This is a genomic window from Actinophytocola sp. (assembly GCF_036402745.1).
Lineage (GTDB): Bacteria > Actinomycetota > Actinomycetes > Mycobacteriales > Pseudonocardiaceae > Actinophytocola.
Map to the genome: position 1 here is coordinate 1 of NZ_DASWSJ010000375.1, position 25,501 is coordinate 25,501.

General features: G+C 73.3%; 24 protein-coding genes and 1 pseudogene. 13 read left to right on the forward strand and 12 right to left on the reverse strand.

Going from position 1 to position 25,501, the window contains the following annotated elements:
* Both VGD70_RS33035 and VGD70_RS33040 read left to right on the forward strand, forming a co-directional pair.
* Positions 1-2,404: vitamin B12 dependent-methionine synthase activation domain-containing protein (locus tag VGD70_RS33035; protein WP_331088384.1), on the forward strand; the 2,404-nt coding region annotated here is incomplete at its 5' end.
* A 36-nt stretch (positions 2,405-2,440) separates the two neighbouring features.
* On the forward strand, positions 2,441-2,833 hold the full coding sequence (locus VGD70_RS33040) for an MmcQ/YjbR family DNA-binding protein (RefSeq protein ID WP_331088385.1): 393 nt from the start codon (positions 2,441-2,443) through the stop codon (positions 2,831-2,833).
* Here VGD70_RS33040 and mug read toward each other — a convergent pair.
* Positions 2,780-3,328: a G/U mismatch-specific DNA glycosylase gene (gene mug, locus VGD70_RS33045; protein ID WP_331088387.1), complete on the reverse strand. Its 549-nt coding sequence runs from the start codon at positions 3,326-3,328 to the stop codon at positions 2,780-2,782. The two genes, VGD70_RS33040 and mug, sit on opposite strands and share 54 nt — an antisense overlap.
* 386 nt (positions 3,329-3,714) lie before the next feature.
* Between mug and fxlM the strand changes: the two genes are divergently transcribed.
* Positions 3,715-4,947 (forward strand): methyltransferase, FxLD system, encoded by a 1,233-nt coding sequence (fxlM, locus tag VGD70_RS33050; RefSeq protein WP_331088389.1) that lies wholly within the window; start codon positions 3,715-3,717, stop codon positions 4,945-4,947.
* On the opposite strand, the gene VGD70_RS33055 is transcribed toward fxlM, so the two are convergent.
* Positions 4,934-6,658 (reverse strand): cytochrome c biogenesis protein DipZ, encoded by a 1,725-nt coding sequence (locus tag VGD70_RS33055; protein ID WP_331088391.1) that lies wholly within the window; start codon positions 6,656-6,658, stop codon positions 4,934-4,936. The two genes, fxlM and VGD70_RS33055, sit on opposite strands and share 14 nt — an antisense overlap.
* 191 nt (positions 6,659-6,849) lie before the next feature.
* On the opposite strand from VGD70_RS33055, the gene VGD70_RS33060 reads away from it, so the two are divergent.
* A complete protein-coding gene (locus VGD70_RS33060) occupies positions 6,850-7,527 on the forward strand; it encodes a fasciclin domain-containing protein (RefSeq protein WP_331088393.1) in 678 nt (225 codons plus the stop codon).
* 77 nt (positions 7,528-7,604) lie between these two features.
* Here the strand turns inward: VGD70_RS33060 and VGD70_RS33065 are convergent, their stop codons facing one another.
* On the reverse strand, positions 7,605-7,937 hold the full coding sequence (locus VGD70_RS33065) for a hypothetical protein (RefSeq protein WP_331088395.1): 333 nt from the start codon (positions 7,935-7,937) through the stop codon (positions 7,605-7,607).
* 4 nt (positions 7,938-7,941) lie between these two features.
* Positions 7,942-8,682: a TetR/AcrR family transcriptional regulator gene (locus tag VGD70_RS33070; RefSeq protein ID WP_331088397.1), complete on the reverse strand. Its 741-nt coding sequence runs from the start codon at positions 8,680-8,682 to the stop codon at positions 7,942-7,944.
* Between the two features lie 82 nt (positions 8,683-8,764).
* On the opposite strand from VGD70_RS33070, the gene VGD70_RS33075 reads away from it, so the two are divergent.
* Genes VGD70_RS33075 through VGD70_RS33090 form a run of 4 tightly spaced genes read left to right on the forward strand, consistent with a single transcriptional unit; the run spans position 8,765 to position 12,612 of the window.
* Positions 8,765-9,211: a hypothetical protein gene (locus tag VGD70_RS33075; RefSeq protein ID WP_331088399.1), complete on the forward strand. Its 447-nt coding sequence runs from the start codon at positions 8,765-8,767 to the stop codon at positions 9,209-9,211.
* Positions 9,198-9,404: a hypothetical protein gene (locus tag VGD70_RS33080; RefSeq protein WP_331088400.1), complete on the forward strand. Its 207-nt coding sequence runs from the start codon at positions 9,198-9,200 to the stop codon at positions 9,402-9,404. Before VGD70_RS33075 ends, VGD70_RS33080 begins: the two co-directional genes overlap by 14 nt.
* The gene (locus VGD70_RS33085; RefSeq protein ID WP_331088402.1) at positions 9,401-10,141 is read left to right on the forward strand and encodes an ABC transporter ATP-binding protein; all 741 of its coding nucleotides are present in this window, start codon (positions 9,401-9,403) and stop codon (positions 10,139-10,141) included. The genes VGD70_RS33080 and VGD70_RS33085 overlap by 4 nt, the downstream gene beginning before the upstream one ends.
* A complete protein-coding gene (locus VGD70_RS33090; protein ID WP_331088404.1) occupies positions 10,138-12,612 on the forward strand; it encodes an FtsX-like permease family protein in 2,475 nt (824 codons plus the stop codon). Before VGD70_RS33085 ends, VGD70_RS33090 begins: the two co-directional genes overlap by 4 nt.
* A gap of 45 nt (positions 12,613-12,657) precedes the next feature.
* Here the strand turns inward: VGD70_RS33090 and VGD70_RS33095 are convergent, their stop codons facing one another.
* Both VGD70_RS33095 and VGD70_RS33100 read right to left on the reverse strand, forming a co-directional pair.
* Positions 12,658-15,369, reverse strand: coding sequence for a DNA/RNA non-specific endonuclease (locus VGD70_RS33095; RefSeq protein ID WP_331088406.1), 2,712 nt, complete (start codon positions 15,367-15,369; stop codon positions 12,658-12,660).
* Positions 15,370-15,389: 20 nt separating this feature from the next.
* Positions 15,390-16,451, reverse strand: coding sequence for a serine protease (locus tag VGD70_RS33100; RefSeq protein ID WP_331088409.1), 1,062 nt, complete (start codon positions 16,449-16,451; stop codon positions 15,390-15,392).
* 290 nt (positions 16,452-16,741) lie between these two features.
* Here VGD70_RS33100 and VGD70_RS33105 point away from each other — a divergent pair, with 290 nt between their 5' ends.
* From VGD70_RS33105 to VGD70_RS33115, 3 genes are read left to right on the forward strand one after another with little or no spacing between them, the layout of a single operon-like run.
* A complete protein-coding gene (locus tag VGD70_RS33105; RefSeq protein ID WP_414638124.1) occupies positions 16,742-17,875 on the forward strand; it encodes a hypothetical protein in 1,134 nt (377 codons plus the stop codon).
* Positions 17,872-18,783, forward strand: coding sequence for an ABC transporter ATP-binding protein (locus tag VGD70_RS33110; RefSeq protein ID WP_331088413.1), 912 nt, complete (start codon positions 17,872-17,874; stop codon positions 18,781-18,783). Before VGD70_RS33105 ends, VGD70_RS33110 begins: the two co-directional genes overlap by 4 nt.
* Complete coding sequence (locus VGD70_RS33115; protein ID WP_331088415.1) at positions 18,780-19,607, forward strand: ABC transporter permease; 828 nt, start codon at positions 18,780-18,782, stop codon at positions 19,605-19,607. Before VGD70_RS33110 ends, VGD70_RS33115 begins: the two co-directional genes overlap by 4 nt.
* On the opposite strand, the gene VGD70_RS33120 is transcribed toward VGD70_RS33115, so the two are convergent.
* From VGD70_RS33120 to VGD70_RS33145, 6 genes are all read right to left on the reverse strand, one after another.
* The gene (locus tag VGD70_RS33120) at positions 19,604-20,419 is read right to left on the reverse strand and encodes a lipase (protein WP_331088417.1); all 816 of its coding nucleotides are present in this window, start codon (positions 20,417-20,419) and stop codon (positions 19,604-19,606) included. The two genes, VGD70_RS33115 and VGD70_RS33120, sit on opposite strands and share 4 nt — an antisense overlap.
* Before the next feature lie 3 nt (positions 20,420-20,422).
* Positions 20,423-20,635 (reverse strand): hypothetical protein, encoded by a 213-nt coding sequence (locus VGD70_RS33125; RefSeq protein ID WP_331088419.1) that lies wholly within the window; start codon positions 20,633-20,635, stop codon positions 20,423-20,425.
* Positions 20,636-20,747: 112 nt separating this feature from the next.
* Positions 20,748-21,122, reverse strand: a complete 375-nt coding sequence (locus tag VGD70_RS33130; RefSeq protein WP_331088420.1) for a hypothetical protein — start codon at positions 21,120-21,122, stop codon at positions 20,748-20,750.
* Positions 21,123-21,131: 9 nt separating this feature from the next.
* Complete coding sequence (locus VGD70_RS33135; RefSeq protein ID WP_331088422.1) at positions 21,132-21,560, reverse strand: DUF2267 domain-containing protein; 429 nt, start codon at positions 21,558-21,560, stop codon at positions 21,132-21,134.
* Entirely contained in the window at positions 21,557-22,216 is a 660-nt protein-coding gene (locus tag VGD70_RS33140) for an alpha/beta hydrolase (RefSeq protein ID WP_331088423.1), read from the reverse strand. Before VGD70_RS33140 ends, VGD70_RS33135 begins: the two co-directional genes overlap by 4 nt.
* A gap of 3 nt (positions 22,217-22,219) precedes the next feature.
* Entirely contained in the window at positions 22,220-24,178 is a 1,959-nt protein-coding gene (locus VGD70_RS33145; RefSeq protein WP_331088425.1) for an erythromycin esterase family protein, read from the reverse strand.
* Between the two features lie 133 nt (positions 24,179-24,311).
* Between VGD70_RS33145 and VGD70_RS33150 the strand changes: the two genes are divergently transcribed.
* Both VGD70_RS33150 and VGD70_RS33155 read left to right on the forward strand, forming a co-directional pair.
* Positions 24,312-24,947 (forward strand): TetR/AcrR family transcriptional regulator, encoded by a 636-nt coding sequence (locus VGD70_RS33150; protein ID WP_331088426.1) that lies wholly within the window; start codon positions 24,312-24,314, stop codon positions 24,945-24,947.
* A pseudogene (locus VGD70_RS33155) lies at positions 24,944-25,501 on the forward strand (hypothetical protein); the annotation flags it as partial. The gene VGD70_RS33150 and the pseudogene VGD70_RS33155, both read left to right, overlap by 4 nt.

The following is a 25,501-nucleotide window of genomic DNA, read 5'->3' on the forward strand; positions in this document are numbered from 1 at the left end:
CCTCAACCTGATCGCGACCGAGCCTGAGGTGGCCCGGATCCCGATCATAGTGGACAGTTCAAAGTGGAGCGTGCTCGAGGCTGGCCTCAAATGTGTGCAGGGCAAGGGCGTGGTCAACTCGATCAGCCTCAAGGAGGGCGAGGAACCGTTCCTCGCCCAGGCCCGGCGGGTCCGTGACTACGGCGCCGGCGTGGTCGTCATGGCCTTCGACGAGCAGGGCCAGGCCGACACCGCCGACCGCAAGGTCGAGATCTGCGGCCGCGCCTACGACATCCTCACCCAGAAGGCCGGGTTCGCGCCCGAGGACATCGTGTTCGACCCCAACGTGCTCGCCGTCGCCACCGGCATCGCCGAGCACAACGGCTACGCGAAGGCCTTCATCGAGGCGCTGCCCCGGATCAAGGAGCGCTGCCCGGGCGTGCGGACCAGCGGCGGCATCTCGAACCTGTCGTTCGCCTTCCGCGGCAACGACGTCGTGCGCGAGGCCATGCACTCGTCGTTCCTGCTGCACGCCGTGCGGGCCGGGCTCGACATGGGCATCGTCAACGCCGGCCAGCTCGCGGTCTACGAGGACATCCCGAAGGACCTGCTCGAGCTCGTCGAGGACGTGCTGTTCGACCGGCGCGAGGACGCCACCGACCGGCTGGTGGCCTTCGCCGAGAACGTGCGCGGCTCGGGCACCAAGCGGGTCCTCGACCTGTCCTGGCGCGAGGCGCCGGTGGCCGAGCGGCTCTCGCACGCCCTGCTGCACGGCATCGTCGACTTCATCGAGGACGACACCGAGGAGGCCCGCCAGCAGGTGGAGCGGCCGCTCGACGTGATCGAGGGCCCGCTGATGGACGGCATGAAGATCGTCGGCGACCTGTTCGGCGCCGGCAAGATGTTCCTGCCGCAGGTGGTCAAGAGCGCGCGGGTGATGAAGCGGTCGGTCGCCTACCTCGAGCCGTTCATGGAGGCGGAGAAGGAGCTGGCGCGCCGCGAGGGCCGGCTGCAGTCCGAGCGCGGCCAGGGCAAGATCGTGCTCGCCACGGTGAAGGGCGACGTGCACGACATCGGCAAGAACATCGTCGGCGTCGTCCTGGGCTGCAACAACTACGAGGTGATCGACCTCGGCGTGATGGTCCCCGCCGCGAAGATCCTCGACACCGCGGTGGCCGAGGGCGCCGACGCGGTGGGCCTGTCCGGGCTCATCACCCCGTCGCTGGACGAGATGGTCAGCGTCGCCGCCGAGATGCAGCGCCGCGGGCTCAAGCTGCCGCTGCTCATCGGCGGCGCGACCACGTCGCGGCAGCACACAGCGGTGCGGATCGCACCCGCCTACGACTCCACCACCGTGCACGTGCTCGACGCGTCCCGGGTGGTCGGCGTGGTGTCCGACCTGCTCAACGCCGACCGCGCGGAGGTGCTGGACAAGACGAACCGGGTCGAGCAGCAGCGGCTGCGCGAGCAGCACGAGAACCGGCACGCCAAGCCGCTGCTCACGATCGGGCAGGCGCGGGCCAACCGCGAGCAGGTCGTGTTCGACGAACTGCCGGCGCCGGAGTTCACCGGCGTGCGGACCGTCACGCCGGACATCGCCACGCTGCGCGAGCTGGTCGACTGGCAGTTCTTCTTCCTGGCCTGGGAGCTCAAGGGCAAGTACCCGGCGATCCTGGACACCAACCCGGCCGCCCGCGAGCTGTTCGAGGACGGCAACGCGTTGCTGGACAAGATCATCACGGCCGGCCAGTTCCAGGCGCGTGGCGTGTACGGCTTCTGGCCGGCGCACGCCGAGGGCGACGACATCATGGTCGCGCGGCCCGACGGGGAGCTGCGGCTGCCGATGCTGCGCCAGCAGACCACCAAGCCCGACGGCCGGCCCAACCGGTCGCTCGCGGACTACGTCGCGCCGGCCGGCGACCACCTTGGCGGCTTCGCGGTGGCCATCCACGGCGCGGAGGAGCTGGCGGCCACGTTCGAGGCGGACAACGACGACTACCGGTCGATCATGGTCAAGGCGCTGGCCGACCGGCTGGCCGAGGCGTTCGCCGAGCACGTCCACCTGCACGCCCGGCGCGAGTGGTTCGAGCCGCACGCCACCCCGGCCCTGGCCGACCTGCACGCGGAGCGCTTCCGCGGCATCCGGCCGGCCTTCGGCTACCCGGCGAGCCCCGACCACAGCGAGAAGCGGGAGCTGTTCGACGTGCTCGGCGCCGAGCAGGTGGGCATGACGCTGACGTCGTCGTTCGCGATGACCCCGGCGGCGAGCGTCAGCGGGCTGATCTTCGCCCACCCGGAGTCGCGGTACTTCACGGTGGGCCGGATCGGCCGCGACCAGGTCGAGGACTACGCCACCCGGCGCGGCATGGACCTGGCCGAGGTCGAGCGCTGGCTGCGGCCGAACCTGGCCTACGACCCGAAGTAGCCCGTTTCTGTCGGTGGGCCGTGGTTGGGTACCGCCATGGCCACTGCCGAGGATGTCCGCCGGATCGCCACCGGGCTGCCCCGCACCGTCGAGCGGCTCGTGCGCGACCAGGTCAAGTTCAACATCGGCCGGATCGTGTACCTGGCGCTGTCCCGGGACGAGCAGACGCTGGGCTTCGCCTTCCCCAAGGAGGAGCGCGCCCAGCTGGTCGCGGCCGAGCCGGCCAAGTTCTCCTTACCGGCCACGGGCGACCTGCGCTACCACTGGGTCCACCTGCGGCTGTCCGCCGTCGACGTGGCCGAGCTGCGCGAGCTCATCACCGACGGCTGGCGCATGGTCGTGCCCAAGAGCGTGGCCGCCGCCCACGACGCGGGGTCAGGCCCGCGCGGCGGCCCGGAGGGTGCGGAACTCCGCCACCAGGGCCGGTAGCTGGTAGTGCGCGTTCAGCCCGCTCGGGTTGGGCAGCACCCACAGCCGTGCGCCGCCGACCAGGTCCTGCTGCGGGCCGATCGTCGCCTTGGGGCGGTCGAAGGCGGTGCGGTACGCGGAGATGCCGGCGATCGCCACGAACCTGGGGGAGTATCTCGACGCCAGCGCCGCGAGCCGTTCGGCGCCCTCGCGTAGCTCAGCGGCGGTCAGCTCGTCGGCGCGGGCGGTGGCTCGGGCCACGATGTTCGTGATGCCCAGGCCCAGGGCGGGCAGCTCGTCCTGCTCGGCCGGACGCAGCTGGCGCGGGGTGAAGCCGCAGCGGTGCAGGGCCGGCCAGAACCTGTTGCCCGGCCGGGCGAAGTGGTGGCCGGTCGCGGCGGAGTAGAGGCCCGGGTTGATGCCGGAGAACAGCACCGCGAGCCCCGGCGCGACCACGTCGGGCAGCGTCCGTTCGGTGGCCGCGGCGAGGTCGGCGCGGGTCGGTTTGGTCGGCACCGGCCCGATTCTCCCCCGAGCATGGGCTCAGGCGCCGCGGGGTCAGTAGCAGCGGCACCAGCTGCTCGGCGGCCCGCACCGGCTCGATCGCCAGCGCCGGCGGCGGGCCGGGGGACGCCGAGCGCGGCGAGCAGGGCGGGGAGCACCTCGGCCAGTGAGCGGCGGCCGTACTCGGGCGGCCGTACTCGGGAGGGGCGGGGTTCGGGCACAGCCGCGGACTCCAGGTCGTCCGGCCGGCTGACCGCACTGTCCACATAGGAGTGAGTCCGGTGCCGGGCGCCGGACCCCGCGCGAGACCTTCACCATTCCTTACTCCAGCTTGTCACCGCGCGTGGTAATAGTGGAGGGGGAAGACACTCCTTCGGCCCCGCACGGGAAAGGACACAGTGGACGGTCTCCGAGGTGCCGGTCTCGGCCTCACGTCGGCGTTCTCGCCGTTCGCCGCCGCGCGCGAGGCGATGATCGCCCGGCTCATGGCCGGGAGCCCGATCCACCCGGACATCGTCGACGCGTTCCGGGCCGTGCCGCGGCACCTGTTCTCGCCCGGCACGCCGCTCGAGCACGTCTACGGCGAGCAGGCCGTGGTCACCAAGCGGGACCAGCACGGCGTGGCCATCAGCGCCATCACCGAGCCGCGGGTCCAGGCTTTGATGCTGGCGCAGGCGGAGCTGCGACCCGGCATGCGGGTGCTCGAGATCGGCTCCGGCGGGGTCAACGCGGCGCTGGTCGCCGAGCTGGTGGGCGAGCGCGGCGAGGTCACCTCGGTCGACATCGACCGCGAGGTCGTGCACCGCGCCAGGACCTGCCTCGCCTACACCGGATACGCGCAGGTCAACGTCGTGCACGCGGACGCGGAGCAGGGCGTCGCGGCACGCGCGCCCTACGACCGGGTGCTCGTCACCGCCGAGGCCGCGGACATCCCGCCCGCGTGGGTCGACCAGCTCGCCGAGGGTGGCCGGCTGGTCGTGCCGCTGCGGATGCGCGGGCTCACCCGCAGTGTCGCGCTCGACCGCGCGGACGGTCACCTCGTCAGCGCCGGCGGCTACCACCGGGTCGCGTGCGTGCCGATGCAGGGCATCGAGGTGGCCGGCGAGGACTGGGTGCCGCTCGACGAGTCCGTCCGGCTGCGGGTCGACGGCCGGCAGCCCTCCGGTGTCGACAAGCTCCGCGCCGCGCTGGCCGAGCCCGCGCTCACCCGGTGGTCCGGCATCGAGGTCGGCGCGGGCGAGCCGTCCGACGACCTGGACCTGTGGCTCGCCTGCACCGCGTCCGGCTTCTGCCACCTGGTCGCGGCGGACCCCCGCCGGGGCTTCCCCGAGGCCGCGCGGTGGGGCGTCCCCACCGCGGTCGCCGGCGCCACGCTGGCCTACCGCGACATCCGCCCGGCCGGCCCGCGCCGCTTCGAGCTGGGGGTTCGCGCGCACGGCCCGGACGCGGAGTACCAGGCCGACCGCTACGTCGAGCTCATCCGCACGTGGCACCGCGAGCACCGGCCGGGCCCGAGCGCCCGCATCGAGGTCTGGCCGGCCAGCACGCCCACCGCGGACCTCCCCGACGGCCACGTCGTCGAGAAGGTCCACTCGCGGGTCGTGCTCGGCTGGCCGGTCAGCCGAAGGTGAACGAGTAGGCCCGCACCCCCGGGCTCACCGTCACCGTCACGCTGCCGGCCTTGGTGTCCTGTGTGGACAGAAGCTGGTAGGAGTCGGGGGTGCCGGCGACCCGGATCGTCCTGCGCTGCCCGGCCACCCGGTAGGTCACGGTGCCGCTGCCGGACAGGACCATGCGCACCTCCTTGGCCCGGTAGTTCAGCCGGATGCGGCCACCCTCGCCGGTCGGCGTGATGTGCTGGCTGGTCAGCCGCCAGTCGCCGGCCAGCGCGAACGTGTCCGCGGCCTGCCGGCCGGGCAGCCGGAACGACCGGTCGCCCGCCGTGTAGGTCCCGCCGCCGGCGAAGTTCACCCGCTTCGTCGAGCCAAGGTAGGTCTCCCGGGTGATGTCGGCGGTGACGGGCGTGTCGTCGGCGGTGCCGGTCGCCGCGGGCAGCCGGGTGCCGGGGTCGGCGTCGGTGAGCAGGTCGCGGATCATCCGCTCGGTGACGTCGTAGTCGCCCTCGCCGAACTTGATGTGCCGGACGGTGCCGCGCGCGTCGATCAGGTAGTGCGCGGGCCAGTACCGGTTGCGGTAGTTGGTCCAGGTGGCGAGCGAGTTGTCCAGCGCGACCGGGTAGCGGATGCCGAACTTCGCCGCGGCCGACTCGACGTTGCCGGGCTCCTTCTCGAACGCGTACTCGGGGGCGTGGACGCCGATCACCCGCAGCCCGGCGTCCCGGTAGGCCCTGTCCCAGGCCACGACGTGCGGGATCGAGCGCTGGCAGTTGATGCAGGAGTACGCCCAGAAGTCGAGCAGCAGGACCTTGCCGCGCAGCCGCCTCAGGTCGACGGGTGAGTCGCCGGGCGTGTTGAACCACTGCTGGATGCCCTTGAGGTCCGGCGCGGTCCCGCAGCTCTCCAGCTCGGTGGCGCCGGCCGTGCACCGGTCGAGGTTCTTGTTCTGCTCGTTCGCCAGCCCGCCGAGGTTGAGTGCCTCCTTGACCTGCTCGGAGTTGTCGACCTTGTCCTGCAAACCGCTGGTGTAGTCCGGGATCACCCGCTGGAGCAGCTGCGGCAGGTTGAGCACCAGGCCCGCCGCCAGCGCGAGCATCACCACGCCCGCGGTGATGCGGACGCCCCGCTGCCGCTTGCGGAACGACCGCAGCCGCTCGGTCACCCGCCGGCCGGCCAGCGCGAAGGCCAGCAGCGGCGTCGCGGCGCCGACCGCGAAGGTGGCGGTGAGCACGACCGTGCCGGCGCCGATCCGCCCGGTCGAGCCGGCCACCGTGATCGCGGCGAGCACCGGGCCAGCGCACGGCACGTACACCGCGCCCAGCGCGAGGCCCAGCGGGAACCCGCCGCGGTTGGCGTCCGGGCTGCGCTGCGGGATCCAGGCGAACGGCTTCTCGAGCAGGTGCTCGAACCGCGGGACGATCAGCCCGATGCCGATGAGCGCGAGCACGGTCAGCCCGGCCCAGCGCAGCACGTCCTGCGGCAGGCCGAGCAGCGACAGCAGCAGCGAGCCGAACAGGGTGACGAGCGTGAAGCTCACCACGAGCCCGGCGATCACCAGATACGGCCTGGCCCGGGACGGTTTTTCGGGCAGGTTCGCGGCCGCCGGAGCGCCCACTCGGGCGCCCTGGGCGCTGGAAAGGAAAATGACCGGAAGAACCGGGAGAATGCACGGCGAAATCCCGGTGACCAGCCCGCCGATGAGTCCGATAAGAGCAAGAGTCAGCACTGCGTCCTCACAAGGTTGTCCGGTCTCACCACTGGTGTTCGCGGGCCCGGGCCGCGCGGATTGGTTTCGTGCCAACCTCTCCGATCAGGTCACGAACGGGTAACGAAGACCGGTGGCTCCCATCCGGCCGCGCCCGGCTTCCGAAGTCCGGGTGTTCACAGCTTGAATTCGAATGGGAGAGAGCACCGGTTATGAAGCGCAGCATTCGTCGCGGCACGCTGGCCATTGGTGTCGCGTTCATCGCATTCTTCGGCGCCGCCTGCGGCAGTTCCGGCACCGGGGCGTCGAACGACGGCGCCACCTCGGGGCAGGCCCCGATGACCACCCCGATGACCACACAGTCCTCTTCGGACAGTGGGCTGGCGGCGGACCCGGCCGCCGACCTGGTCGGCCCCGGATGTGCGGGCTACGCCAAGCAGGTGCCGGACGGCGCGGGCTCGGTGGCCGGCATGGCCCAGGATCCGGTCGCGGTCGCCGCGAGCAACAACCCGCTGCTGACGACGCTGGTGCAGGCCGTGTCCGGGCGGCTGAACCCGAAGGTGAACCTGGTCGACACGCTCAACGGCGGCGAGTTCACCGTCTTCGCCCCGGTCGACGCGGCGTTCGCCAAGATCGACCCGGCCACCATCGGCACGCTCAAGACCGACGACGCGCTGCTGACCAAGATCCTCACCTACCACGTGGTGCCCGGCCAGCTCGCGCCCGACAAGGTCGTCGGTCGGCAGACCACCGTCGAGAAGGGCATGGTCGACGTCACCGGCTCCGGCGACAGCCTGAAGGTCAACAACGCCAACGTGATCTGCGGCGGCGTGCACACGGCGAACGCCACCGTCTACCTGATCGACTCGGTCCTCATGCCGACCAGCTGAGGCCGCTCACCAGGCGAGCTGTCGAGGTGCTCGGGACGCTCCGGCGGGAGCCCCCGGGCACCTCGGCCGCGCCGGGGCTACTTCTCCCGCATCGAGCGGCGGATCTCCTCCAGTTTGTCCCGGCCGGCCTGCTCGCGCTTGGCCAGCTTCTCGTCGAGCGAGCTGGTCGCGGCCTCCTCCTCGGGCAGCTCACCGGCGCCGAGCGAGGTGGCGACCCGGCCCTCGATCCGGTCGCGCACGTAGTCGAAGGTCGGCACGCCCGCGGTGGTGTAGTCGCCCTCGGGCACGGCCGGCGGTGGCGTGGAGAGCTCGAGGGCGGTGCTGTCGACCAGCTCGGCGTCCAGCACCGGCTGCTCGGCGTCCGGCGCCGGCTCGCTCGCCGCTGGCTTGTCTTCGGGTCCCGAGGTCATGTCCTCATTGTGCCCCGCCCGGCGCCGCGTCGACGCGGACCGCGAGGCCGTCGAGGATGCGGGCCAGGCCGTAGTCGATGTCGGGGTCGGGGGAGCTGTCCGCGTACTGCTGGGCGGCGAGCATCGACGCGAGGATCGGGAAGCCGCGCTCGCTCAGCAGGGGGTAGAGGAACCCGGTCACCTCGGCGGACTGGACCGGCGTCGTGGTGCCGCCGTCCAGGTCGCGGGCCAGCATGGCGGTGGTCCGGGCGTAGCCGTCGAGCAGGATCGCCGACGAGAGCCACTCGCCCTCGGCCAGGCCGGAGCCGGACAGCACGGTCAGCAGGCGCTCCAGCCAGCGCAGCAGGTTCGGCGTCACCGGCGCGCCGCGCACGGGGATGTCCAGCAGCCACGGCCGGGCCCGGTACCGGTCGAACAGCGCACGCGTCCACGCCGCCGCCCCCTCCCGCCACTCGGCGGGAAGCTCGTCGGGTGGCGGGCCGCTGCCGGCGTCGAGGAGCAGCAGCAGGAGCTCGTCCTTCGAGCTGACGTACCGGTACAGCGCGTTGGCCGTCAGGCCGAGCCGCTTGGCGATCTTCGGCAGGGACAGCGCCGCGAAGCCCCCGTCGTCGGCCAGGGCCATGGCCGTCTCGACGATCTGCGCCACGCTGTGCCCCGGCTTGGGACCACGTCTTGCGGGCGGCGGGAAGCCCCAGACCAGCGCGAGCCCCGGCGGTAGCGCAGGCTCCGCGGTCCTGTCAAGCATGCTGGCTCCATTTCCTCAAGAACTGTGCCCCACATAAACTGTTCATATCACACACTAATTAAGTCAAAGGGGAATGAACAGGATGTTCGACCGATACCTGTGGCCCGAACGCAGGGCCCTCACCGACGCCGAACGCGGTGCCGCGGACGGGCGGATCGCCCGGGCCCAGACCGCCGGCACCATCACCGCCGACCAGGCCCGGGACCGCCAGCAGCGGCTGGCGAGGGCCGCCAACCGGGGCGAGCTGACCGCGGCCGTCGCCGGCCTCGGCGCGGCACCGGCCGGGCTGCTCGCCGTGCCCCGGGTGGCCGCCGCGCTGTGGGTGGCGCTCAACGTCGTCCAGCTCATCGTGTGGGCGATGGTCAGCCTCATCAGCTGGTCGCTCGACAGCCCGTGGTGGCTCTGGTCGGTGCTCGGCGGCGCCGTCGTCGTGGCCGGCATCGCGCGTGGCGTCGAGTGGACCTACCAGCTCCTGCTCGCCGAGGACCGGCCGAGCCCGTTCGGTGGTGGTCTCCGTGTCCACGCGTAGCTCCCTCGTCACGACCCGCCGGGTGGTCACCGGCGTGTGGGTCGCGGTGAACGTCGTCCAGTTCACCGTATGGCTGGTGGCCTGCCTCGTCAGCTGGCACCTCGTCAACCCGTGGTGGCTGTGGTCGGTCGGCGTCGGCGGCGTCATCGTCGGCGCCCTGTGGTGGGCGACCTCGCGGAAGCGCCCGGCATGACCGCGCCCGTGCGGCTCCACGACGTCGGCAAGGTCTACGGCCGCCGCGACCAGGCGGTCACCGCGCTCGACGGGGTGAGCGTCGACCTCGCCGCAGGCAGCTTCACCGCGGTCATGGGCCCGTCCGGGTCCGGCAAGAGCACGCTGCTGCACTGCGCGGCCGGACTCGACGAGCCGACCTCGGGCACGGTCACGCTGGTGGGCACGCCGCTGGCGGGCAAGGACGAGAGCGAGCTGACCGAGCTGCGCCGCGAGCACGTGGCGTTCGTGTTCCAGGCGTTCAACCTGATGCCCGCGCTGACCGTGTGGCAGAACGTCACGCTGCCCGCGCTGCTCGCCGGCCACGAGCCGGACACGGCGTGGGTGACGGAGGTGCTGGGCCGGGTCGGTCTCGGCGATCGGACCAAGCACCGGCCCGGCGAGCTGTCCGGCGGCCAGCAGCAGCGGGTGGCGATCGCCCGCGCGCTGGCGAGCCGGGCCGAGGTCGTCTTCGCCGACGAGCCGACCGGCGCGCTGGACAGCCGGACCGCGCTCGACGTGCTCGAGCTGGTCCGCGAGGTCGCGCGCGGCGGGCAGACCGTGGTCATGGTGACCCACGACCCGGTGGCCGCGTCCTACGCCGACGCGGTGCTGTTCCTCGTGGACGGCCGGCTCGTCGACCGGATCGCCCCGCCGACCGTCGAGCTGGTCGCCGACCGGCTGGTCCACCTCGGCGAGCTGGCAAGGGGACGGCGATGATCGCGCTGGCGCTGGCGAGCTTGCGACACCGGCTCGCGGCCTTCGTGGCGACCTTCCTCGCCGTGCTGGTCGGCTCGGCGCTGCTGGTGGCCTGCGGCGGGCTGTTCGAGACCGCCCTGCGCCTCAACGCGCAGCCGCAGCGGCTGGCCGGCGCGGAGCTGCTCGTCACCGGGTCCGAGGGGTTCAAGCTGCCCGACCAGGAGTCGGAGACCGTGCCCTACGCCGAGCGCTCGGGCGTGAACATGGCCCGACTGAGCCAGCTCCGCGCGCTGCCCGGGGTCGCCGACGCGTGGGCCGACCTGTCCTTCCCCGCGGTCGTCGCCGGGCAGGCACCCACCGGCGGGACCGTCCTTTCCGGACACGACTGGGCCTCCGCGGGCATCACCCCGTACACGCTCACCGATGGCGCCGCCCCGCACGAGGGCGAGGTCGTGCTGGACGCGGCCACCGCGTCGCGGGCCCGGGTGCACCCCGGCGACGACGTGCGGCTGGTCGTCTCCGGCCGGCCGGAGTCGTTCACCGTCGCCGGGGTCGCCGCGTCGCGCCAGCACGTCGACGCGGCCGCGATGTTCTTCGCCACCACCGACGTGGACCGGCTCTCCGCGCACCCGGACACGGCCGACGTGATCGGCATCCGCCCGGCCGACGGCGTCTCCGCCGACGAGCTCGCCGGCCGGCTGCCCGCCGGGCTGACCGTCCTCACCGGCGAGGACCGCGGCGCCGCGGAGTTCCCCGGGATCGCCGGGAGCATGCTGCCGCTCATCCTGCTGTCGAGCATCTTCGGCGGCATGGTCCTGGTCGTCATGGCGCTGGTCGTGTGGGCGACGATCAGCCTGTCGGTGCGCCAGCGGCAGCGGGAGCTCGCGCTGCTGCGGGCGACCGGGGCCACGCCGGCGCAGACCCGCACGCTGGTGGTGGCCGAGACGATGGCCGTCGCCGTGCTCGCCGCGGCCGGGGGGCTGCTGCTGGGCAGCGTGGTGGGGGACGTGATCTTCCGGCTCAGCGCCGAGCGCGGGGTCGTGCCCGCGGCGCTGGAGTTCCGGCAGGGGCCGATCCCGTTCGCGGCCGGGGCGCTGCTCGCGCTCGTCGCGCCGTGGCTCGCGGCCCGGTTCGCCGCCGGCGCGGCGGCCCGGACCAAGCCGGTACAGGCGCTCGTCGAGGCGTCGATCCCGCCGGCGACGGTGCACCCGGCGCGGCGGCTGCTCGCGCGGGTGTTCGTGGCCGGGACCGGCGCGCTGGCGGTGAGCACGATGTTCCTCGACCCCGACACCGCCGCCGCGGTCGGCGGCCCGGCGGTGCTCACCGGGGCGATCGCGGTCGCGCTGCTCGGCCCGGAGCTGGTCGACCTCCTCGTCGCGCGGGCCGCCCCGGCGATCCGGCGGCTGGCCGGCCGGCACGGGCCGCTCGCGGTGATCAACACGCGGTCGCGGGCGGTGCAGTTCGCGGCGGTGCTGACCCCGCTGACCCTGGCGACGGCCATCGCGCTGGGCAACGTGTACTCGCAGACCACCATGGACGCCGCCGCGCTCGACGCGCACGTCGGGGAGCTCCGCGCGGACGCCGTGGTCGGGTCGGCCGCCGGTGGCATCGCGCCCGGCCTGCTCGACACGATCCGCGACACCCCCGGGGTCACCGCGGCGGCCGCGCTGGTGACGAGCTCGGGATGGCTGGAGCGGCCCTACGACGGACGCGGCAGCGACCCGTGGCCGTTCGTCGGCATCTCCGACGGCTCGGCCCTGGCCACGCCGGTGACCGCGGGCTCGCTGACCGACCTCGACGGCAACACCGTGGCGCTGCCCGCGAGCCAGGCCGAGGACCTGGGCCTCACCGTCGGCTCGGCGGTGACCCTGCGGCTCGGCGACGGCACCCGGGCGAAGGTGAGGGTCGTGGCGCTGCTGGACAGCCCGTCGAACTACGGCAGCGTCGTGGTGCCGGCGAGCCTGCTGGCGCCGCACACGCTCACCGGCCTGCCGTCACACGTGCTGGTCCAGGGGAACCCGGCCGGTCTTCAGCAGCGGCTGCGGGACTTCCCCGGCACGACGCTCGGCGGGCAGGACGCGCTCGCCGCCGAGTTCGCGCAGGGCCAGAACGTCCAGGCGTGGATCAACTACCTGCTGGCGGCGCTGGCGCTGGCCTACGCGGCGATCGCGTCGGTGAACACGCTGGCCGTCGCGGTCCTCTCGCGCCGCCGGGAGCTCGCCGTGCAGCGGCTGGCCGGCGCTACCCGCCGCGAGGTGACCCGCATGCTCGCGGTCGAGTCGGCCGTCATCGCGGTGGCCGGGCTGGCGTTGGGCGCCGTGATCGCGTTGTGCACGGTGCTGCCCACGGCGGTGGCGGTCGGCTCGTGGATCCCGACGGGCCCGGTGTGGGTGTTGCTGGCGACGATCGCGGCGGTGTTCCTGATCGTCCACCCGGTGACCCTGGTGACGGCCCGGCTCGCCATGCGCCGCGCGGCGATCTCGACCGTGTGACCGGGACCGGACGAGGCCGCCGCCCGCCTCGTCCGGTCCCGGCGCTCAGAGCACGATCTCCCGGAGCTGGTTGATCTCCCGGGGCGCGGCGGCCGCTTCCTCCGTACCGGCACCGAGCGGGTCGGCGCCCGCCAGGTCGCCGAAGGAGAGCCGGGTCAGGCCCTCGATCTTGCGGATCGGCACCTGGAAGGTCCGGTACGCGCCGTAGGAGAACTTGGCGGGAGCCGCCTCGGCGGGGGCCGCCTCGAGGCCGTCGATCAGGCCGGCCTGGCTGAGCAGGTACCCGGTGGCCGACAGCTCGCCGGACTCCCTGACCATCGCGACGACCTTCCAGAACTGGCGCGGCAGCCGCACGCCCCGGTAGGTGTCGTCGTCGGCGGCGAGGATCGGGCCGGTGACCACGGTGACCCGCAGGTCACGCGTGTCGGCGTTGTTGAGGATGTAGTCCTCGAGCCCGGCCCACGTGGTGTCGTTCTGGTTGAAGTTCGCGTGCTGCGGCGCGCAGTTCGTGAAGTGGAACGTGTCGTCGTTGGCCGACTTCGCGATCGCCTTCGTCGTGCCCCACGCGGGGTCGAGCCGGCGGACGAGGTGCCCGCGGTCGAGCGGGTTGGTGCGGTAGACGGCCTCGCCGGTCTGCTCGTCGTCGGGCAGCCGCGGGTCGAGCATCCACCGGTCGGGCTCGCGCGGCAGCCGTTCGGCGATGGCGCCGTCGATGTTGACCGCGGTGAAGAAGGCGAGCCGCCGCTCCTTGTTGAGCACGACGCTGAAGTGGTGGTACGGCAGGACGTAGGCCGGGTCGCCGGTCGCCTGCCGGTTCACCGCCGCCAGCGCCAGCAGGTCCGCGGGCAGCGCCGGCAGCGGAAGGTGGTGGCCGGTGAGGAAGTCTGGGTCGTAGCCGGCCCGGTCGCTGTAGTCCGGGTCGACGCGCACGGACTCGGCCCGCGCCTCCTGCCCGAGCAGCGCGTCGACGAGCGCGCGCTGCGCGGCCGGGTACTCCTGGCCGCGCAGGTGCGCGAGCAGCCGGCTCACCCGCAGCCCCTCGTTCAGCCAGCCACCCAGCTCGCCGTGCTCGGGGGCGGGGACGGCGGCGTGGTGCAGCGCCACGACCTCCCACTGGTCGTTGAACACCGGCGAGCCCGACGACCCCGGCTCGGTGTCGGTCTCGTAGTGCAGGAACCGGTCGAGCACGTCGACGACCCGGTTCTCGCGCAACGCGATCTGCTTCTTCTCCCCGCCCGGGTGCTGCACGATCGTGACGAAGTCGCCGACGATCGCCTTGCCCTCGGCCTCGACGAGCCGGTTGAAGCCGAACCTGGCCAGCTCGCCCGGGGTGGCCCGCACGGCGACGAGCGCGAAGTCGAGCGTCTGGTCGTTCTGGAAGAAGCGGTCCGGGTCCAGCGCCAGCTCGCTGGTCTGCAGCGGCCGGCCGTCCGGCCCGTCCTGGAAGTCGAACTCGATGCGGCTGCGCCCGGCCACCGCGGCGTCGGGCAGCACGTGGTGGTTGGTCAGCAGCAGCTCCGGCGAGACCAGCGAGCCGGTGCCGTAGCCCGCGACCCGGCCGTCCTCGTCCCGGATGACGACCCGCCCGACCGCGCGGGCCGCGGCCACCCCGCCCTCCAGGTAGCCGACGCCGAGCAGGTCGTCGGTGAGGATGATCCGCTCGAGCACGTCCTCCGCCGCGGCCACCGCCGCCGGCTCGTTCGCCGCGAGCGCCTCCGCGCTGACCGGCCGCACGGCCGGGTCGTGCCGGCTCAGCCGGTCGATCCGGTCGGCCACCCGGCGCGGCTCGTCCGCCCGGACGAGCGCACCCCGCTTCAGCAGCCCGATCTTCTTCTGCCGGTCGCCCGCGCGGTCCGCGGCCCGGGCGGCGACGGCGGTCTCCGGACCCGAGCCGAACAGCGCGAGGACCGAGTCGCGGACCGGGCGCGTCCGCAGGTACTCCACGATCCCGTGGTGGCCCTCGCCCGGGTTGTCGACGAAGAAGTCCTGGCACCGGTCGGCGGGCCGGAACTCCGAGCGGATCGTGTGGTCGAGCGCGACCAGGTCCCGCAGGTCGGACACGTTGACCCACTTCGCTACCGGGGCGGGCACCTCGAGCGGGGTCGTGACCAGGTCCTGGATCTCGGTCACGCCGAGCGGCGAGCCGACCGTCACGAACAGCGGCACGGTGAGCCGCCCGTCGGCGCGCTCGCGCAGGACGTCGTAGGCGATGATCGAGCCGAGGCTGTAGGCCAGCACGACGACCGGCCCGTCGATCCCGTCGAGCGCGCGCCGGACGGCATCGCGCATGGGTTCCTTGGCGCCGCCGAAGAAGTACGCGTACACGTCCTGGAAGTTGCGCCGCACCAGCTCCCGGAAGACGGCGATGCGGGCCGCGCGGGGAAGGGGCAGCACCTCCTGGACGCTCCCGTCGTCGGCCATCGCCTCGGCCGCGTAGGTCATGCGGCGAAGCCACGGTTCGAGCGGCTGGTCCCGGTCGGCCGCGAGCTCGGCCGGCCCGGCCTCCTTCGCCGCCCCCAGCAGCGTGTCGACGATGAACGACTCCGGCGCCTCGACCAGGTGCGGCCGGTCCGTGGGCGCCGGCGTGGTCTCCGGGAGCTCGTCGAGCGGTCGCGAGTAGCGCACGGACGCCCAGTAGGCCATGCGCGAGGAGGTGGCGAGGTCCCGGCCGAACAGCGCGCGGTCCCACTCCATCCGCAGCCGGTCCGCGCGCGGCATGTTCCCGTTCCCGTGTACGTAGACGATCGTGGGCCGCATGGCTTTGTCTCCTGTTCGGGTTACGCTGAGAGCCGCACGCCGGCCGACGTCAGCAGCGGGTCGTCGGCGAGCTCCCACAGCGCCACCGCGTAGTTGCCCTTGAGGTAGCGGCCGCCGAAGTGCAGGCCGACGACCTGGGCCGTCTCGAGGTCGACGACGCAGGACCCCGAGTTGCCGCCGAGGGTCGAGCAGTCGTGGACGAACTGGCGCCCGTCGAGCGAGCGGACCGCGCCGGGCTGCAGGCGCTTGACGTTGTAGATGCCGGCGAAGATCCGCTGCATCTCGTCGGGGTCGTTGCGGCGCGAGTCCGCGGCCGGGTAGCCGACCACGTAGACCTTCGCGCCCGTCCCGGTGGGCGCGGCGGAAATCGGCAGCGGTGCGACGCCGTCGCCGGAATCGCACGCGAGCAGGGCCAGGTCGAGCTCGGCGTGAATTCCGATGATCTCGGTCAGCTTGAGCTCCCGCGGCACGCCGGCCGAGAGTTCCTCGTTGAAATCCGTGCGTGCGGTCATTCCACTCGTGAATGTCCAGCCCGCGCCGCTGGCGGTGGCGAACTCGTTGGCCACGTGCCGGTTGGTCATGACGACACCCGGCGCGGCGAGCCACCCGGTGCCCACCCAGTCGATGGCGGGGTGCCCGTCGACCTCGATGCGCCCGACGCTGCGGCACACGGTCTCGATGGTGGCCCGGTGCCGCTCGAGGTCGTCGGTCCAGGGGTTGGGCGGCTTGAAGAAGCTGCCGTCCTGGATCAGGATCGCCGGGCGGGCCATCGGCAGCACGATCGCTTCGAGGGCAACGGTTTCCTCGGCGGTGAGGTGCGTGTCCGGGCCCTGCCGGGCGACCTTCTCGACGGCATTCTGGGCGGGGCCGACGAAGTCCTCCAGGGCGCGGCGGGAGGCGACCTCGATGGCCGGCAGCCGCTCGGCGTGCCCGCCGACCACGTCCGTGTCGGCGCCGTACCCGGCGCGGCCCGGCGCCACCTTGCGGACGACGGCGGCCGGCTCTGCGGCGAGCTCTCCCGCGATACCGTCGAGATCTTTCCCGAAGGACAGAATCTCGGTCAGAACATCCTGCTGCACCATCACGGCCTCCTTTAACTCCAGCCGATGTGCGCGATACCCGTTACTCGCAGAATTCCCGGGAACGTTACGGTCCGCCGCGGGAAATCGACCCCGGGACCGCCGGCACGGGTTCAGCGAGCGCCCGGTCACGGCAATGCCGGCGAGCGCCTGGCGGCGGCGCGGTGCTCGGGCGGTCACGCCGATGTTCGCGGGACGTAATGTCTCGCGCCGGCACGGCCGGGCCGGCGAGGCGTACAAAGGGCGTAGGTAAGGAGTGACGCGGGCGGTCGCACTCGCCGCCGGAGCGGGTGGTGGCCTTGTCGGTTGTTCGACCCAGGACGGTCCGGGGCTGGGTGCTGGTCGCGGTGCTGGCCGTGGTCGCGGTGCTGGTGCCGCAGGTGCCGGGCTGGCTGCCCGTGTCCGCGCGGTCGGTCGACCCTCGCGTGCTGCGGGACCGCATCCTCGCCTCCGCCGACCGGCCCTACCAGGGCTATGCCGAGATCACTGGCTCCCTGGCGCTGCCCGAGCTGCCCAAGCTCGCGGACGTCACGTCGCTGCTCACCGCTACCACCCGGGTCCGCACCTGGTACGCCTCGCCGTCGCGATGGCGCTTCGACGTCGTCACCACCGTCGGCGAGCGGGACGTCTACCACTCCCCGGACGGCGAGTTCACCTGGGACTACGGCGCCAACCAGCTCACCCGCCTGGTCGGCACGCCACCCGTGCGGCTGCCCCGCGCCGGTGACCTGCTGCCGCCGGACCTCGCCCGGCGGGTCCTGTCGGCCGCCGCTGGCGACCCGGTGCGCTCGCTGCCCGCCCGCCGGGTGGCCGGCCACCAGGCGGCGGGCCTGCGCCTCACGCCGCACGACCCGGACACCACGATCGGCCACGTCGACGTGTGGGCCGACCCGGACACGGGGCTGCCCACCGCCATCGAGGTCACCGCCCGGGGCGCCGCCCGGCCGGTGCTGGTCAGCCAGTTCCGCGAGCTGAGCACCACCCCGCCCGACGCCGGCGCGCTCACGCCGAAGTCGCCGCGGGGCAGCGGGTTCAGCATCGTGCGGGCCCCCGACATCGCCGACGCGCTCGGCGGGCTCGGCCGTGGCCGCCCGCCCGCGCGGCTCGCGGGGCGGCCGCTGCATGACGCCGACGTGGGTGGGATACGCGGGGTCTGGGTGTACGGGACGGGCCTGTCCGCGTTCGTCGCGGTGCCTGTTCCCCGCGACGTCGGCGCCGACGTCGGGAAGGCCATCGTCAACGCCGGCGGCACGAGCAAGGACCTGCCGCGGGGCGAGGCGCTGCAGCTGTCCATCGCGCCGCTGTCGGTGGTGGTCGTGCGGTCCGAGTTCGCCCGCCGGTGGTACCTGCTCGCCGGGCTGGCCACGCCCGAGCTGCTGCTCAGGGCGGCGGGCGAGCTGGCCCAGCTGTCCTGGAGCGGCCCATGATCGTCACCCGCGCACTGACCAAGCGGTACGGCCGGATCGTCGCGGTGGACGCCGTCGACCTGGACGTGCGGGAGGGCGACCGGTACGGGTTCCTCGGTCCCAACGGCTCCGGCAAGACCACGCTGGTGCGCCTGCTGCTGGGTCTCGTCTACGCGACCAGCGGGGAGATCGAGGTGCTGGGCCGGCCCGTCCCGGCGCGGGCGGGGGCCGTGCTCCCGGAGATAGGCGCGCTCGTCGAGGGGCCCGCTGCCTACCCGCACCTGTCCGGCCGGCGGAACCTGGACCTGCTCGACGCCGCGGGCGCGGGTGGCCGCCGGCGCACCCGCAAGCGCCGGATCGAGGAGGCGCTCGAGCAGGTGGGCCTGGCCGGGGTCGACCGCCGCCCGGTGCGGGCCTACTCGCTCGGCATGCGCCAGCGGCTCGGGCTGGCCGCGGCCCTGCTGCGCCGGCCCCGGCTGCTGATCCTCGACGAGCCCACCAACGGCCTCGACCCGCGCGGGATCCGGGAGATCCGCGACCTGCTGACCAGCCTGAACGAGGCCGGCACCACGGTGTTCCTGTCCAGCCACCTGCTCTCCGAGGTGGAGCTGCTGTGCACCAGGGTGGGCATCGTCGACCGCGGCAGGCTCGTGCTGCAGGACGATCTCGAGAGCCTGCGGGCGCCCACCGGGCACATCCTGGTCGAGAGCCCGGACGCCGCGCGGATCGCGTCGCTGCTGGACGGCCAGGTCGTCGAGCGCGACGGCCCGCGGCTGGTGATCCGGCACCCCGACGCCGCCGAGCTCAACGCGTCGCTCGTGGGCCACGGCGTGCGGATCACGGGCATCGCCGAGCAGCGCCGGTCGCTGGAGCAGGTCGTGCTGGACCTCACCGGGCACGGCGCCGACCGGATGGAGCGCACGCCGTGATCGCCGTCGAGCTGCGCAAGCTGGTGCTGCGCCCGCGGGTGTGGCTGAGCATCGTGCTGCTCTGCGCGGTGCCCGCGCTCGTGGCGATCCTCCTGTCGGTCTCCAACCTCGCGCCGCCGCCGGGCCAGGGCGGCGCGTTCCTGTCCGCCGTGCTGAACAACGGCTCGCTGTACCCGGCCGCGGCGCTCGCGATGGTGCTGCCGGTGTTCCTCCCGCTGGCCGTCGCCGTGTACGCGGGCGACGCGATCGCGGGTGAGGCGGCCACCGGCACGCTGCGCTACCTGCTGGTGCGGCCGGTGGCGCGGCCGCGGCTGCTGTCGGCGAAGCTGGTCGCGCTCGGGGTGTACATCGTGCTCGCGGTGCTGATCGTGGTGGTCACCTCGCTCGCGATCGGCGTGCTGCTGTTCGGCACCGGCGCGGAGGCGGTGGGGCAGCCGGGCGCGGTCACGTCGCTGTCCGGCGCCACCCTCGGCCCCGCCGAGCTCGCCGCCCGGCTGCTGGCCGCGGTCGGCTACATCGTGGTGTCGATGCTCGGCTTCGGCTCCATCGCGCTGTTCCTGTCCACGCTGTCCGACTCGGCCCTCGGCGCGGCGCTGGCCGCCCTCGCGGTGCTCATCGCCAGCTCGATCCTGCAGACGCTGGACGCGGCCGACGCGATCAAGCCGTACCTGCCCACGAACTACTGGCTGTCCTGGATCGACTTCTTCCGCGACCCGATCCTGTGGGACAACATCAACCGCGGGCTGCTCCTGCAGGCGGGCTACGTCGTCGTGTTCTTCGCCGCGTCCTGGGCCAACTTCGGCACCAAGGACATCACGAGCTAGCTGCCCGCGCGCAGCGGGCCGCAGTCGCCGGGCCCCGGCGCGACGAGCGGACCGGTGCCGAGGCCCCGCAGCACGAGCCCGGTGACCAGCGGGTCGGCCGGCAGCTGCGAGTGCGCCACCACGGCGTCGGGACAGACGTTCTGCAGCGGCACGTTCACCGCGCCGGGCAGCCGCGCGGAGTCTGGCGGGAGCACCGTCCGGTCGTTCTCGGTCCACACCGACAGCCACGGCAGCGTCGTGGGCAGCGCCTGCTGGTCGAGCTCGGTCAGCAGCGTGCTGCCCGGGCTGAGCTGCTGGCACGCGACCGGGCAGGCGTCCGGCACCAGCGCGCCCCCGGCCGTGGCGGTCCGCGTCCCGTGCAGCGGCGAGCCGAGCGTGACCACCCGGCGGGCGAGCCGGGCACCGTCGCCGGCCACCCACAGCCGCGCCACCACGCCACCCGCCGAGTACCCGATCACGTCCACCGACGGCGCCCCCGCGGCCACCGCGGCGGCCGCCGCCCGGTCCAGCACGCGCACCTGGGCCCGCAGGTCACCGGTGCCGTCCCCGGGCAGCGTCAGCACCTGCGCGCTCCGCCCGGCCCCGCGCAGCCGATCGGCCAAAGTGGACAGTGAGGCGCGGGAGCCGCCGTAGCCGGGCACCAGCAGCACCGGCCCGGCCCGGTCCTGCGCGGGCGCACCGGCCGCGGGGGAGTCACCCCGCCCGGCCCGCACCCCCACGACGGTGACCCCGACGAGGACCAGCACGGCGACGGCGGCGACCAGCCCACGCCGCCGCCCACTCAGCCCGACCCACCACTGGCGAACCCGCACAACTCATAGTGCCTCGTCCACGGCCCTCCTCGCCGGGACCACCGGGGCCTCGGCCGGGTCCGGTTCGGCCGGAAGGACGTTCGCCGCGTCGCTGGTCGTCCCGGCGGCTGTCCCGGCGCGCAGGCGCTCGATCAGCACCTCGGCCTCGGTGATGGTGAACCAGCCCTCGTGCGCGGCGTGCCGGATCGCGGTGGCCGCGCTGTCGGTGTCTGCCATGGTGTCGGTCCTCCGGTCAGTTCAGTCACGCCGGGGTCCAGGGCAGTTGTCCAGCATACGCCCTGGGGCGAGGAATAGTTGCTCGGAAATCTGCCGCCGATCGGCATCGGCCCTACCGGTCCTCAGTGGACTGTCTGGTGCGCAGCGCGTCCAGCATGCCGTGCAGATGGGCGACGGCCAGCTCGATGTCGTAGTACTTGCGCTGGCCCGCCCGTGACTCGGCGGCCAGCAGCGCGCACCGGTGCACGTCCTCGAAGTCGCCGTACGGGAACCTGTAGTGGCCCTTGGTGTCCGTGGGCCGCTCGTCGTCGACGCCGAGGTGCCAGCGGCCGTACTCGTCGATCCCGTGCTGCTCGATGAACTCGTTCTGCTGCTTGGTGGACGGCTGGTGCTCGCTCCAGTCGTCCCGCTCGTCCGCGACGTACTTCCCGTCCGCGACGAGACTTTTCGCGTAGTCGAACGCGCGTTGGTTCAGCTTGACGGCCATCGCGGCCTCCTAAGGAAGCGTGGTGGCGAGGTCCTTCGGCATGGCGGCCTTGACGTCCGCCCACTCGCCATCGGTGACGTGCTGGCGCAGGACGTCGAGCACCGTGCGCACCACGGACTCGACGCCACCGACCACGTCGTAGGGGAACTCCTTGCGGACCCGCTGCAGGAACTCGTCCCGGTGCATCTTCAGCGGCACCCGGCTCGGGTCCCAGCCCTCGTAGTAGATGCCGCGCACCAGCATCGGCAGCTGCGCGCCGAGCTGCGCCGCCTCCTCGACCGTGAGGCGGTCGCGCAACGCGTGCAGCACCCCGCGCAGCGCGGCGTAGGACTGGTTGCGGCGGTCGCGGGGCCAGCCGAACGCGGTCTCGATCTCGTGCAGGATGTGGTTCGTCTTGTCGATGGTGGTGGTGAACGAGGCGAATCCGGTGTCGCTCATGTGCTCCCACTCCTCTCGTAGGTCAGGTATCGGGTGAACCAGTCGGCCGCGAGGCCCGCCACCTGCTCCAGCGCACCGGGCTCCTCGAACAGGTGCGTCGCGCCCGGCACGATCTCCAGGCGGGCCTCGCCGGCGAGCCGCTGCATGGCCACCCGGTTGAGCTCGAGGACGATCTCGTCGCGGGAGCCCACGATCAGCAGCGTCGGCTGCCGGACGGCGCGCAGGTCCTCGCCCGCCAGGTCCGGCCGGCCGCCCCGGGACACGACGGCTCGTACGACGTTCGGCCTGCGGGCGGCCGCGACGAGGGCGGCCGCCGCGCCGGTGCTCGCGCCGAACAGCCCGAGCCCGAGGCCGGTGAGCGGCTCGTAGCCGGCCACCCAGTCGGTCAGCTCGACCACCCGATCGGCGAGCAGGCCGATGTCGAACCGGAGCGCGCCGGTCGCCGCGTCGGCCCGCTCCTCCTCCGGGGTCAGCAGGTCGGCCAGCACGGTGGCGAGGCCGGCGTCACGCAACCGCCGCGCCACGAACCGGTTGCGCGGGCTGTGCCGGCCGCTGCCGCTACCGTGCGCGAAGACCACCACGCCGGACGCGGACTCGGGTATCTCGACGTCGCCGTACAGGGTGCGCCCGCCGGCGGGGATGCGTAGGTCGTCCATGGCCTACACCGCGTGTGGATAAGTCTCGGGCACCTCGCCGGCCTCCCAGCTGGCGGTGCGCTCCAGCGGCTCGAGCGCCCGGGTCTCGTCGACGTGGATCACCGCGTCGAACTGGTCGGCGACCCGGGACCAGAAGTAATGGCTCTGCCGCTCGGTCTGCGGCCGGTAGACCACGCCGATCGCGCGCTCGAGCCGGGCCGCGCGCAGTGCCTCGGTCGCCGGCGAGGCGGGGCCGAAGCCCACCAGGAACTCCTTCTGGCCGACCTCGTGGAACAGTTCCTCCACGCTGTCGGCGAGCGCCGGCCGCACCTGCTTGCGGTCGGCGGGCGCCCCCCAGTCGTCGGCGGCGGTGACCGTGCCGGTGTAGGTGGTGAAGCCGATCAGCCGGCAGTCCCCGGCGTGCTGCTCTCGGACGAGCTGCCCGACGTTGAGCTCGCCGCGGGCGGACATCTCGGTGGCGCGGGCGTCGCCGAGATGGGAGTTGTGCGCCCACACGACGATCTTCGCCGGCGTGCCGCGCTGCGTGCGCAGGTGGTCGGCCAGCGCGTCGAGGGTCTGGACCATGTGCTGGTCACGCAGGTTCCACGAGGAGACGCGGCCGCCGAACATCGTGCGGTAGTAGCGTTCCGCGTCACGCACGAGCCCGGCGTTCTGCTCGGCGTAGAACAGCTCGTCCTCGGCGACCATCCCGTCGCGCCGCGCGTAGTCCAGCGCGTGCCGGTGCAGGTCGACGAGCTGGTCGAGGACGGCCTGCTCGCACGACTCCCCGGCGCCGAACGCCGCGGCGAGCCCGTAGTCCTGGCCCTCGCCGTCGGAGTGGTCGAAGCAGGAGTAGCGCTCCCGGGCCCGCGCGGCGGCTTCGGGGTCGACGCTCTCCAGGTAGGCGATGACCTCGGCGGCCGAGCGGTGCAGGCTGTAGAGGTCGAGCCCGTAGAAGCCGGCCTTGGCGCGCTCGTCGCCGGCGCGGTCGTTGTGCTCGCGGAGCCATCCGAGGAAGTCCAGCACGTCGGCGTTGCGCCACATCCAGGTCGGGAACCGTTCGAAGCCCCGCAGCGACTCCTCGGCGGTGTCGTCGGCGCCCTGGCCCCGGACGAAGCGGTTCACCCGGTAGGCATCCGGCCAGTCGGCCTCGACCGCGACCGCGCAGAAGCCCTTCTCCTCGATGAGCCGCCGCGTCATCCGCGCCCGCGCGGCGTAGAACTCGTGGGTGCCGTGCGAGGCCTCGCCGATCAGCACGAACCGGGCCTCGCCGACCAGGTCGAACAGCACGTCGTCGGGCGGCACCCCGTCCTCCACCGGGGTCGCCACCGCGCGGATGACGGAGACCTCGGTCGGCCCCTGCGCGCTCGGCACCGGCCGGGTCCGGGCGGCGGCGCGCAGCAGGTCGCGTACCTCCTCGTCGGTGGTCTGGGTGAAGTCCCAGTACGACGCCCCGACCGCGAAGAACGGCGACGGCGTGGTCGCGCAGACGACCTCGTCCACCTCGAGCCTCAGCTCCTCGCAGGTGGACCGCGGCGCGGCGGGCACCGCCACCACCATCTCCGCGGGATGCAGCCGCCGCAGGGCCTGGATCGCGGCCCGCATGCTGGCCCCGGTCGCGAGCCCGTCGTCGACCAGGATCACGACCTTGCCGGCGACGTCGACCATCGGGCGGCCCTCGCGGTAGGCCCGCTCCCGGCGGAGCAGTTCCTTGCCTTCCCTCTCGGCCACCTCCTGGATGACCCGGGGGAGAAGGGCGAGGCCGCGCACCACGTCGTCGTTGACCACGATCACGCCGCCGCTGGCGATCGCCCCCATGGCCAGCTCGGGCTGGCCCGGCACGCCGAGCTTGCGGACGAGGAAGACGTCCAGCGGCGCCCCGATCCCGTCCGCGACCTCGTAGGCGACCGGGACCCCGCCGCGCGGCAGCCCCAGTACGACGACGTCAGCACGGCCGCGATACCGCTCGAGGAGCCCGACCAATGACCGACCGGCATCCCGCCGGTCCCGAAACACCTGACCAGACATGCCGGCGACTACCCGCGACCCGCGAGCCCAAACGACCCGATACTTGTGAGTGCGGTGCAGTGGCTATAGCGTTATAGTCACTGTAGCCATGGAGGACGGGATGGCCATGGACGAGAGCCTGACCCAGCGCAAGATGCGCCGCACCCGGCAGGCGATCGCCGGGACGGCGCGGCGGTTGTTCACCGAGCACGGCTTCGACCAGGTCACCGTGGCGCAGATCGCCGCGGCGGCCGAGGTGGCGGAGAAGACCGTGTACAACCACTTCCCGACCAAGGCCGACCTGGTCTTCGACGCCGACGACAGCGTGCTCGAGCAGCTGCTCGACGCCGTGCGCGAGCGCGCCCCCGGCCGGTCCGTGCTGACCGCGGTGCGGGAGTGCCTGACCCGGGCGGCCACCGAGCTCGGCGAGGGCGCCCCGCGAGCCGAACAGCTGGCGTTCCGCCGGCTGGTGGCCGCCAGCCCGACGCTGCGGGCGCACCAGCGAGCCATGGCCGCCCGGTACGAGGACGCCCTCGCCGAGGTCCTCGCCCGCGAGACCGGCGCCGACCCCGGCTCGGCCGAGCCGTTCGTCGCCGCGGTCGCGTTGATCGGTGCCCTGCGCGCCGGCCACCAGACCGCCGCGCGCAGCGGGGGGCGGACCGCCGCCACCAACCGCGCGCTGGATCTCCTCGAAGCCGGCCTGGCCGACTACGCCACCCGACCACCGGGAAGGAACCCACGATGACGCAGCACACCGCTCTCACGCTCAAGGCCGGCGGCCTGTCCGCCGTCGCCGGCGCCGTCATCTTCGCGACGGTCCGACTGATGCACGGGGACACGCCGGCCGCCGACGCCGAGGCCGCGCTGACCTTCGTCGCATCGCGCCCGAGCTACGCCGCGGTCCACGTGTTCGCCGTCATCGGTGCGCTGGTGGGCCTGACCGGCCTCCTCGCGCTGGCCGGCTCGCTGACCCGGCCGGCGGCCTGGTTACTCGGCCGCGCGGGTGTGACCAGCGCGGTCGTCGGCCTGGCCGTCTTCAGCGTCGAGAGCACGAGCGAGGGCCTCGCCCTCCCCGAGCTGGCCGACGCCGCGAGCCGCGCGACCCCGGCCGAGCGCGTCGAGTTCGTCCGCGCCGCCCACGCGGTCGCCGCGGCGACCCACGGCCCGTCCCTGATCGGGATGGCCTTGCTGATCGGCGTGCCCCTGACCCTGCTGGGCCTGGCGATGACGCTCGAGGCGTACCCGTCGTGGCTCGGCTGGACCGGCGCCGTCGTCGGCGCCGCGACGCTGGTCGCGGCC

Excerpts from the sequence above, each read along its gene's own strand:
- VGD70_RS33040 (WP_331088385.1), top strand. The coding sequence starts at position 2,441 with ATGGCCACTGCCGAGGATGTCCGCCGGATCGCCACCGGGCTGCCCCGC.
- VGD70_RS33060 (WP_331088393.1), top strand. The coding sequence starts at position 6,850 with ATGAAGCGCAGCATTCGTCGCGGCACGCTGGCCATTGGTGTCGCGTTC.
- VGD70_RS33065 (WP_331088395.1), bottom strand. The coding sequence starts at position 7,937 with ATGACCTCGGGACCCGAAGACAAGCCAGCGGCGAGCGAGCCGGCGCCG.
- VGD70_RS33070 (WP_331088397.1), bottom strand. The coding sequence starts at position 8,682 with ATGCTTGACAGGACCGCGGAGCCTGCGCTACCGCCGGGGCTCGCGCTG.
- VGD70_RS33075 (WP_331088399.1), top strand. The coding sequence starts at position 8,765 with ATGTTCGACCGATACCTGTGGCCCGAACGCAGGGCCCTCACCGACGCC.
- VGD70_RS33085 (WP_331088402.1), top strand. The coding sequence starts at position 9,401 with ATGACCGCGCCCGTGCGGCTCCACGACGTCGGCAAGGTCTACGGCCGC.
- VGD70_RS33090 (WP_331088404.1), top strand. The coding sequence starts at position 10,138 with ATGATCGCGCTGGCGCTGGCGAGCTTGCGACACCGGCTCGCGGCCTTC.
- VGD70_RS33095 (WP_331088406.1), bottom strand. The coding sequence starts at position 15,369 with ATGCGGCCCACGATCGTCTACGTACACGGGAACGGGAACATGCCGCGC.
- VGD70_RS33100 (WP_331088409.1), bottom strand. The coding sequence starts at position 16,451 with ATGGTGCAGCAGGATGTTCTGACCGAGATTCTGTCCTTCGGGAAAGAT.
- VGD70_RS33110 (WP_331088413.1), top strand. The coding sequence starts at position 17,872 with ATGATCGTCACCCGCGCACTGACCAAGCGGTACGGCCGGATCGTCGCG.
- VGD70_RS33125 (WP_331088419.1), bottom strand. The coding sequence starts at position 20,635 with ATGGCAGACACCGACAGCGCGGCCACCGCGATCCGGCACGCCGCGCAC.
- VGD70_RS33130 (WP_331088420.1), bottom strand. The coding sequence starts at position 21,122 with ATGGCCGTCAAGCTGAACCAACGCGCGTTCGACTACGCGAAAAGTCTC.
- VGD70_RS33135 (WP_331088422.1), bottom strand. The coding sequence starts at position 21,560 with ATGAGCGACACCGGATTCGCCTCGTTCACCACCACCATCGACAAGACG.
- VGD70_RS33140 (WP_331088423.1), bottom strand. The coding sequence starts at position 22,216 with ATGGACGACCTACGCATCCCCGCCGGCGGGCGCACCCTGTACGGCGAC.
- VGD70_RS33150 (WP_331088426.1), top strand. The coding sequence starts at position 24,312 with ATGGAGGACGGGATGGCCATGGACGAGAGCCTGACCCAGCGCAAGATG.